Below are 7957 nucleotides of genomic sequence, written 5' to 3'. Positions count from 1 at the left end.
ACCCCGCCCGGCCCTCGTTGGGGACGCGGGCCTCGGGCCCAAGGCCCAACAGACACGCCACGCAAACGACCCCCGCCGGAAAACCAGCCCCGCCGGCGATTGAGGCGCGAGGCTTGGGGCGGAGCCCCAACGGAAGCGCCGCGCGCGCGACCGCAGCGCCCCGACGAGCGCGCCGCGCGGACGAGGCAGAGCCCCGCCGCAAGCCAGCCCGCCGGCGATTGAGGCGCGGGGCTTGGGGCGGAGCCCCAGCGGAAGCGCCGCGCGCGCGACCGCAGCGCCCCGACGAGCGCGCCGCGCAGTCAGGGGCGGAGCGCGCGGAGGAGGAGGTCCGCCAGGTGGTCCGCGACCTGCTGCTTCGTCAGAGGGCCGTTCGGGCGGTACCACGTCGACAGGTGGTGGACCGATCCGAAGTGGTAGTCCACCACCAGATCCGCCGGCGTCGCCGAGGAGAAGACGCCGCTCTGCTGCCCCTCCTCCACCAGCGCCCGGAACCGCTCGTGGTAGCGCCGCCGCTCGGCCCGCACCTGCTTGTGCTTCTCCGGGCTCAGGTGGTGCATGGAACGGAAGAAGATCGCCGCGTCGTCCAGGTTGTCGATGGTGGTGACGACGACGTCCGCCGCCGCCTCGCGCAGCCGGTCCTCCACGGGCTCGTCCGCGTCCGCGAAGGCGTCCAGCCGCTCCTGCTGGACGCGCAGCACCCGGGAGTAGACCTCCTGCAGGAGGTCCTCCTTGGACCCGAAGTAGTGATAGAGCGCCCCCTTGGTGACGCCCGCCGACTCCACGATCTCCTGGACCGAGGTGCGGTCGTATCCCCGCTCGGCGAACAGGCGGGTGGCGGCGGCCAGCAGCCTCTGCGGTACGGGGGTCGCCTCCCCGTCCGTCGTCCTGGCCATCGCCGCCACCTGCCCTTCCTGCCGAAACATCTGTGTTCAAACCCGGGAACGCAGTTCCCGCCTGAGGATCTTCCCACTTGTGGTCTTGGGGAGCTCCGGCAGGATCGCTACTTCCCTGGGGTATTTGTAAGCGGCGAGCCGCTGCTCGCAGTAGGCGGACAGCTCGTCGGGCCCGACGTCCGCCCCCGGGCGCAGGCTGACGTACGCCTTGACCGTCTCCCCGCGGTAGGAGTCCGGCACGCCGACGACGGCCGCTTCGCGGATCGCCGGGTGTGTGTAGAGGACGTCCTCGACCTCGCGGGGCCAGACCTTGAACCCGGAGGCGTTGATCATGTCCTTCTTGCGGTCGACGACGTAGAGCCAGCCGTCCGCGTCCATGAAACCGATGTCGCCGGTGCGCAGTTCGCCGTCCGGGAACGCCTCGGCGGTGGCCTCGGGGAGCCGCCAGTAGCCGGGCACGACCTGCGGGCCGCGCACGGCGATCTCGCCCTGTTCGCCGAGGGGCACGTCGTCGCCCTTCTCGTCGACGATCCGCACGACGGTGTCGGGGCCGGGCAGGCCCACGGACAGGGTGCCGGAGGCCGGGTCGACCGGCGCCTCCTTCTCCGGGGGCACGGACGCACAGGGCGCGGTGCACTCGGTGAGCCCGTAGCCGTTGCGTATGTACGGCCCGAAACCGGCGCGGAACTTCTCCACCAGCGCGGGCGGCACGGGCGCGCCGCCCGAGGAGATCACGGCGAAGGAGGCGAAGTGCTCGCGGGTGGCCTCGGGATGCGCCGCCAGGGCCATGAACGCGGTCGACGGGCCGACCGTGTACGCCGGCCTGTGCTCGGCGAAGGCGTCGAGCACGACGCCCGCCTCGAAGCGGTAGGCGAGCGCGAGGGTGCCCGCGTTGGCGATGCAGACGGCGAGCTGGCAGACCATGCCGGTGATGTGGAAGAGGGGCGCGAGGGCGAAGTAGCAGGCGCCTTCGGGGACGGGGTGGCCGGTGCGCTGGCGTTCGGCGTTGTAGGTGATGCCGCCGTGGAGGTTCATCGCCCCCTTGGGGGTGCCGCTGGTGCCCGACGTGTAGCTGATCAAGGCGACGTCCGTGGCGCCGAGTTCGCGACCGGACGGCGCCGGGAGGCGTCGGCGGCCGACGCTGAGCAGGTCGTCTGCGTCCTCGGCCAGCGGGGCCCGCTCGAAGGAGAGGACCCGCTCGTCGTGCCGCGTCTGGAGGTCGAGCTCGCAGGCGGTGAGCACGACGCGCACGGCAGAGGCGGCGGCGCAGTCGCGCAGGTACGCCTCCCATGCCCGGTCGGAGCAGATCAGCGCCGTGGCCCCGGAGTCGGCGAGGACGTGGGCGACCTCACCCGTCTTGTACATCGGGTTGAGCGGGACGACGGTCGCGCCGGCCTTCCAGGCGCCGAGCAGCGCGATGACGAACTGCGGGCTGTTCTGGAGCATGAGGGCCACGCGGTCGCCGCGGGCGACACCGCGCTCGGCGAGGTGGGCGGCGACGGAGTCGGAGAGGTCGTCGGTCTCCCGGTAGCTCAGCCGGCCGTCGAAGTAGCCGAGCGCGGGGTGTTCCGGGGCGCGGGCGACGGCCGCGCGGAAGGAGTGCACGACGGTCGGGGGCGGGGCGACGGGGGCCCGCTGGGCTTCGGTCAGCTGCCCGAGCCACGGCTGCGCGGCGTAGACGGAGCTCATCGGCCCACCTCCTCCCACTTCTGCTGGATGTGGTTCATTCCGGCGATCCAGCGGTCGGTCTCGGTGGCGCGCGCCGCGTAGTAGCCGGCGACCTCCGGGTGCGGCAGGACGAGGAAGCGGTCCTCGTCCATCGCGGCGAACAGGGCGTCGGCGACGTCCTCGGGCTCGATCGCGGTCGGCTTGAGGACGATGTCGCCGGCCGATCCGGTGGCGGTGAGCATGTCGGTCCGTACGCCCTGCGGGCAGATGGCGTGGACCTTGAGGCCGCGGTGGCGGTAGGTGAGGGAGAGCCACTCGGCATAGGCAAGCGCTCCGTGCTTGGTGACGCTGTAGGGCGCGGCCCCGATCATCGTGAGCAGCCCGGCGGCGGAGACGGTGGAGACGAAGCGGCCGCTGCCGCGCTCCAGCCAGTCGGGCAGCAGGGCGCGGCTCGCGCGGACGTGTGCCATGACGTTGACGTCCCAGGCGGACGCCCAGACGTCCTCGTCCGCGAAGGCGTCGCCGCCCGAGCCGAGGCCGGCGTTGGCGCAGTAGACGTCGACGACGCCGCCGAGGGCGTCCCGGGCCTCGTCGACGACGTCCGAGGCGTCGCCGGGAACGGCGGTGCCGCCGATCTCCTCGGCGACGGCCTTGGCCTTGCCCGCGTCGATGTCGTTGACCACGACACGGGCGCCCTCGGCGGCGAACCGGCGGGCAAGGGCGGCCCCGATTCCGCCGCCCGCTCCCGTGACAACAACCCCTGCGCCCTGCACCGTGCTCATCAAGCTCCGCCTTTCGCAGCGTCCCGGCTGTCCAGGCAGACTAACCGGTCGGTATGCCGACGTGGAAGGGGGCAGCTCGGCGGCCGTGCCGGGGTCGTTCCCCCAGGGCGTCAGGAGCGCTAGCGTGCGTGGCCATGACAGACAGCGATCACGGAGGTAGCTCGATGAGCCTTTCCAGACGGGGTTTGCTGGCCGTCGGCGGCGCGGTGGGGGCCCTGGCCGCGACATCCGCCACGCCCGCCGCCGCCCATACGGGCCGCGGCCGGGTGCGCACCGGTTTCGAGCGGCTGGCCGCCGACGGGTACGCACTCCTGGCCGGCGAACGGGTCGGCGTGGTCACCAACCCGACCGGCATCACGCGCGACGTCCGGCACATCGTGGACGTCATGCACGCCGACGACCGCGTGAACCTGGTCGCGGTCTTCGGACCCGAGCACGGCTTCCGCGGCACGGCGCAGGCGGGCGGCTCCGAGGGCCGCTACGACGACCCCGCGACCGGGCTGCCGGTGTACGACACGTACCTGAAGAGCGGCCGGCCGCTGGCCGACATCTTCACCGCGTCCGCTGTGGACACGGTCGTCTTCGACATCCAGGACGCCGGGGCCCGCTTCTACACCTACATCTGGACCCTCTTCGACTGCATGCAGGCCGCCGAGCTCGCGGGGAAGCGGTTGGTAGTGCTCGACCGGCCGAATCCGGTGACCGGCCGGGCGGCGCTGGGACCCGTGCTCGACAAGGCGTTCGCGACCTTCGTGGGCCGTGAGCCGATCGCGCAGGCGCACGGCATGACCGTGGCCGAACTGGCGCTGCTCTTCAACGGGGAGTTCCTCACGCGACCGGTCGCGCTGGAGACCGTGACGATGACGGGCTGGCGCCGCTCCGACTTCTACGACGAGACCGGGCTGCCCTGGGTGCCGCCGAGCCCCAACATGCCCACCCCCGACACCGCCCTCGTCTACTCGGGCACCTGCCTGTTCGAGGGCACGAACCTGTCCGAGGGCCGGGGCACCACCCGCCCCTTCGAGCTCCTGGGCGCGGAGGGCGCCGACCGCCGCTGGGCCGAGGCCGTGAACGCACTGGACCTGCCCGGCGTCCGCTTCCGCGAGGCGTACTTCGCGCCCACGTTCTCCAAATTCCAGGGCAGGACGATCGGCGGCGTCCAACTCGTCGTCCACGACCGGGAGTCCTTCGACCCCGTCCGCACCGGCATCGCGCTGCTGGTGACGGCGAAGCGCAGCTGGAGCGGATTCGCCTGGCGCGCCGACAACTGGATCGACAAGCTGACCGGTTCCACCAAGGTGCGCACGCTCATCGACGCGGGGGCGGACACCGACGAGGTGGTGGGCGCGTGGCGGGACGAACTGACCGCGTTCCGCGCGGTACGCCGGCGGTACCTGCGGTACTGAGCACGCGACGGGTGGGCACTGCCCCACCGGGAAGGGCCTGCCCGGGCATGCGCACCGCGCCACCGCACGGCCCGCGAGTGGCCGGGAGTGAACCGTCCGGCGAGGAGCATGGGCACCGCGTGGCCGGCCGAGCCCGAGCCCGTGCGGCTGGTCACGTCGTACGACGTCCTGATCCGTCTGCACCGGGTCGGGCCGGCCGGCCGGCTCGAACCGCTTCCGGGGTATGGCCGTTTCTCCCCTTGCACAGGATCCTGTGGTGACGGGCCAAGGGGAGGGGCGGGCCATGTCGGGGACAGGTGTGCGACCGTACCGGGAGATCACTTTCGACGCGGACGGCGATGTGCTGGGGCCGTACGGCGCGCTCATGGAACAGGACGTCACCGACCTGGTGATGTTCGCCCACGGGTGGAACAACTCTCCGGGCACGGCCCGGCGGCTCTACGCGTCGTTCTTCGCTCCCTTCCCCAAGCTGGTGGCCCAGACCCCGCAGGTACGGCTGGGGTACGCGGGCGTCGTCTGGCCCTCGATGCGGTTCTCGGACGAGCCGATCCCCGACGTCGAACCACCGGCCGCCGGCGCCCAGCCGTCGGGCCCCGGCCTGGACGGGGCGACCCGCGCGGTGCTCGCCGAGCTGTTCCCCGGGCATCGCGAGGCCGTCGAGCGGCTCACGCGGCTGCTGGACGAGCAGCCGGAGTCGCGTGCCGCCTTCGCCGAGTTCGGCAGGCTTGCCCGGGAGTTGGCGGCCACGCCGCCCGGCGGTATGGAGGCGGGCTTCGCCGAGGACCTGCCGCACGACGAGCAGAGCCCGCCCGCGGTGCTGTACGAGGACACGCTCACCCTGTGCCGCAGGCTGGCCGCTGCCCTGGAGGCGGAGTCCGGGTCGCTGTACGGCGTGCTGCCGTTCGGCGGCGGGCTGCGCTCCGCGTGGTGGGGCGCGAAGGAGTTGCTGCGGCAGACGACGTACTACGCGATGAAGCGCCGCGCGGGGACGGTCGGCGAGCTGGGGCTCGGGCCGCTGCTGGGCCGGCTGGCCCGTTCGGCGCCGCGGCTGCGGGTGCACCTCGTCGGGCACAGCCAGGGGGCGCGGCTGGTGGCGTTCGCGCTGCGGGGGCTGCCGGAGGGCGCGGACAACGTGAAGTCGGTGACGCTGCTCCAAGGCGCCCTGTCGCACTACGCGTTCGCGTGCGGCCTGCCGCACGCCCCGCACAGCGCGGGCGCGCTCGCCGCGGTGCAGGAGCGGGTCGACGGGCCGGTGGTCGCCTGCTACTCGCGGCACGACAGTGCGCTCGGCGTGTTCTACCCGCTGGCCTCGGCCCTCGCCGGGGACTCGGCGTCGGCGGCCGGCGGCGACCGGCGGTGGTGGGCGATGGGCCACGACGGCATTCAGGCCGTCGCGGGCACGCCGCGGCTGACGCTGGAGGAGGCGCTGCGCGACGGCCTGCCGGACTCGGGATGCGTCAGCGTGGACGCGGCGCAGGTGGTGCGGAGGGGTGGGCCGCCTGCGGGTGCGCACAGTGACATCTGCCATGAGGAACTGGCCCGGGTGGTGTTGTCGGCGGGGCGTGTCGGCCGCTGAAACAGGGGCGTGATCCGGTCGACATGACGCGTGCCGATTTTCGATGGAGCCGAAACGGGCACTCCTACGTCCATTCTTCAACGCCGATGTACCAGCGACGGAGGTGTCGACGCGATGGCCGGTTTCCGGAGTCTTGCGAGACAGGTGCGTGACGTGCGGTGTGACCTGGCGCTGCGGCGCTACTCACTGCGCAAGTGCCTGGAGAGGTTCGCCCCTTATGGGCATCGGGCCACTTGGAACCATCTGTGCGCGAGGCACAGCATCGAACCCGAGGACAGGGCCCCCGATCCGGCGCGGCTGGTGGCCGCACTGGAGGAGTTGGAGCAGGCGCGGGCGGTATGGCTCGCGTACGAGGAGAACTTCGCGGACCGCCGTAAACGGGAGAAGCACGAGGGGCTGCGGCGGCCCGGGCACATCGACGACTGGCACCGCAGGACGTGGGGCGGGAACGGGGTCGCGCGCTGCGACAGCCCCGGGATACATCCCTCGGAGCCGCTGGACGAGGTGCTGCGCAGACTGATCGGCGCGCTGGAGACGGAGCCCGGGGACGCGTGCCCGGTGTGCAGGGGAACGCACATCGTGTGGCGACAGGACCTGGCGCACGAGCCGTTCTTCGGCCCGGTCTGCACCGGCTGCGGGATCGTGGTGCCGCAGCCCGTCCTCACACTGGAGGCGGTGACCGCGGCGAAGCGCGCGGGGCGCCGGGAGCTCGCCTCGGTCGCGTGAGGGACGCCGGTCCCGGGCCGGGGGGCCCGGGACCTCTCCCTCATCGCGCGGGGGGCGCCGCGTCCCAGACGGCGTCGGTGAAGCGCTGCTCGTACGGAAGGGCCAGCAGCCCGGTCTTGAACAGCAGCAGCGGGTCGGCGTCCTGGGCCCGCAGGCGGGCGGGGGCGTGCGCGAGGATCCACTCCTGGAGCTCCGCGACGGGCTCGTCGCGCGCGTAGTCGCACCACCACCTGAAGACGGCCGTGTCGTCGTTGAGGAGTTCGTCGATCCACCAGTCGACGAACAGGGCGAGGTACCGGTCGGCCGGCCCGCCGGGCGGCTGCGCGGCCCAGCGGGCGAGGTAGGGCGTCACGGTGCCGGCCGCGGTCGCACAGGCATGGAACACCTCTGTCGCGTACCAGTCGTCGAGTTCCGTGGCGAGGGTGTCCGCCCACCACGCGTCGAGGAACGCGCGGATCGCGTCGGCCTGTTCCGCGGGCCAGGTCCGCCAGCCGGAACGTCCGAGGCCGGTCAGGTCGTAGGCGTTGAACGCCGTCCACCGGCGCGCGGCCAGCTGCTCGGCGACCTGCGGAAGGATCCGGCGCATCGCGGCGGGGTGGTCGTCGAAGTGGTCCGTCACCTCGTGCGCGTACATCCGCAGGGCCCGGTCGGGCAGTGCCACGTCGGGCACGCGCAACAGCGCCGTCTCCTCGGGGAGGTGGCAGAGGTCGCAGCCCGTCTCGTGGGGGCTGGTCATGCCCGCGAAGACCGCGCGGACGCGGTCCACCGCCGCGATGAGTGCTGGGGAGGCCATGCGCGCCACGTCCCGTCGAGGACTCCGTTCGCGGCTCGCGGCCGGACGAAGATCCGGACGTTACCAGACGTGAAATCCCGTGGCCCAGCGGGATTTCACTGCCGAGAGTGGGG

The 7957-nt window shown here is 72.7% G+C and carries 7 protein-coding genes; 3 read left to right on the top strand and 4 right to left on the bottom strand.

Annotated elements, in window-relative coordinates; translation table 11 throughout:
• Nucleotides 1–299 precede the first annotated feature (299 nt).
• Genes ACWD0A_RS31130 through ACWD0A_RS31120 form a run of 3 tightly spaced genes read right to left on the bottom strand, consistent with a single transcriptional unit; the run spans nt 300 to nt 3343 of the window.
• Complete coding sequence (locus tag ACWD0A_RS31130; RefSeq protein WP_451303535.1) at nt 300–893, bottom strand: TetR/AcrR family transcriptional regulator; 594 nt, start codon at nt 891–893, stop codon at nt 300–302.
• A gap of 36 nt (nt 894–929) precedes the next feature.
• A complete protein-coding gene (locus ACWD0A_RS31125; RefSeq protein WP_451303533.1) occupies nt 930–2582 on the bottom strand; it encodes an AMP-binding protein in 1653 nt (550 codons plus the stop codon).
• Complete coding sequence (locus ACWD0A_RS31120) at nt 2579–3343, bottom strand: SDR family oxidoreductase (RefSeq protein WP_451303531.1); 765 nt, start codon at nt 3341–3343, stop codon at nt 2579–2581. Before ACWD0A_RS31120 ends, ACWD0A_RS31125 begins: the two co-directional genes overlap by 4 nt.
• A 164-nt stretch (nt 3344–3507) precedes the next feature.
• Between ACWD0A_RS31120 and ACWD0A_RS31115 the strand changes: the two genes are divergently transcribed.
• From ACWD0A_RS31115 to ACWD0A_RS31105, 3 genes are all read left to right on the top strand, one after another.
• Nucleotides 3508–4749, top strand: coding sequence for an exo-beta-N-acetylmuramidase NamZ family protein (locus tag ACWD0A_RS31115; RefSeq protein WP_451303529.1), 1242 nt, complete (start codon nt 3508–3510; stop codon nt 4747–4749).
• A gap of 283 nt (nt 4750–5032) precedes the next feature.
• The gene (locus ACWD0A_RS31110; RefSeq protein ID WP_451303527.1) at nt 5033–6325 is read left to right on the top strand and encodes a serine-threonine protein kinase; all 1293 of its coding nucleotides are present in this window, start codon (nt 5033–5035) and stop codon (nt 6323–6325) included.
• A gap of 114 nt (nt 6326–6439) precedes the next feature.
• The gene (locus ACWD0A_RS31105) at nt 6440–7051 is read left to right on the top strand and encodes a hypothetical protein (RefSeq protein WP_451303525.1); all 612 of its coding nucleotides are present in this window, start codon (nt 6440–6442) and stop codon (nt 7049–7051) included.
• Nucleotides 7052–7091: 40 nt separating this feature from the next.
• On the opposite strand, the gene ACWD0A_RS31100 is transcribed toward ACWD0A_RS31105, so the two are convergent.
• On the bottom strand, nt 7092–7844 hold the full coding sequence (locus ACWD0A_RS31100) for a hypothetical protein (RefSeq protein ID WP_451303523.1): 753 nt from the start codon (nt 7842–7844) through the stop codon (nt 7092–7094).
• Nucleotides 7845–7957 lie beyond the last annotated feature (113 nt).

This window comes from Streptomyces sp. NPDC002867 (assembly GCF_053591895.1).
The sequence above is the reverse complement of the archived record's forward strand: the minus strand, read 5'-3'. Positions and strand labels throughout refer to the sequence as shown.

What these genes read in the sequence shown, in the direction of transcription:
- ACWD0A_RS31130 (WP_451303535.1), bottom strand. Translation starts at nt 893, where the DNA reads ATGGCCAGGACGACGGACGGGGAGGCGACCCCCGTACCGCAGAGGCTG.
- ACWD0A_RS31125 (WP_451303533.1), bottom strand. Translation starts at nt 2,582, where the DNA reads ATGAGCTCCGTCTACGCCGCGCAGCCGTGGCTCGGGCAGCTGACCGAA.
- ACWD0A_RS31120 (WP_451303531.1), bottom strand. Translation starts at nt 3,343, where the DNA reads ATGAGCACGGTGCAGGGCGCAGGGGTTGTTGTCACGGGAGCGGGCGGC.
- ACWD0A_RS31115 (WP_451303529.1), top strand. Translation starts at nt 3,508, where the DNA reads ATGAGCCTTTCCAGACGGGGTTTGCTGGCCGTCGGCGGCGCGGTGGGG.
- ACWD0A_RS31110 (WP_451303527.1), top strand. Translation starts at nt 5,033, where the DNA reads ATGTCGGGGACAGGTGTGCGACCGTACCGGGAGATCACTTTCGACGCG.
- ACWD0A_RS31105 (WP_451303525.1), top strand. Translation starts at nt 6,440, where the DNA reads ATGGCCGGTTTCCGGAGTCTTGCGAGACAGGTGCGTGACGTGCGGTGT.
- ACWD0A_RS31100 (WP_451303523.1), bottom strand. Translation starts at nt 7,844, where the DNA reads ATGGCCTCCCCAGCACTCATCGCGGCGGTGGACCGCGTCCGCGCGGTC.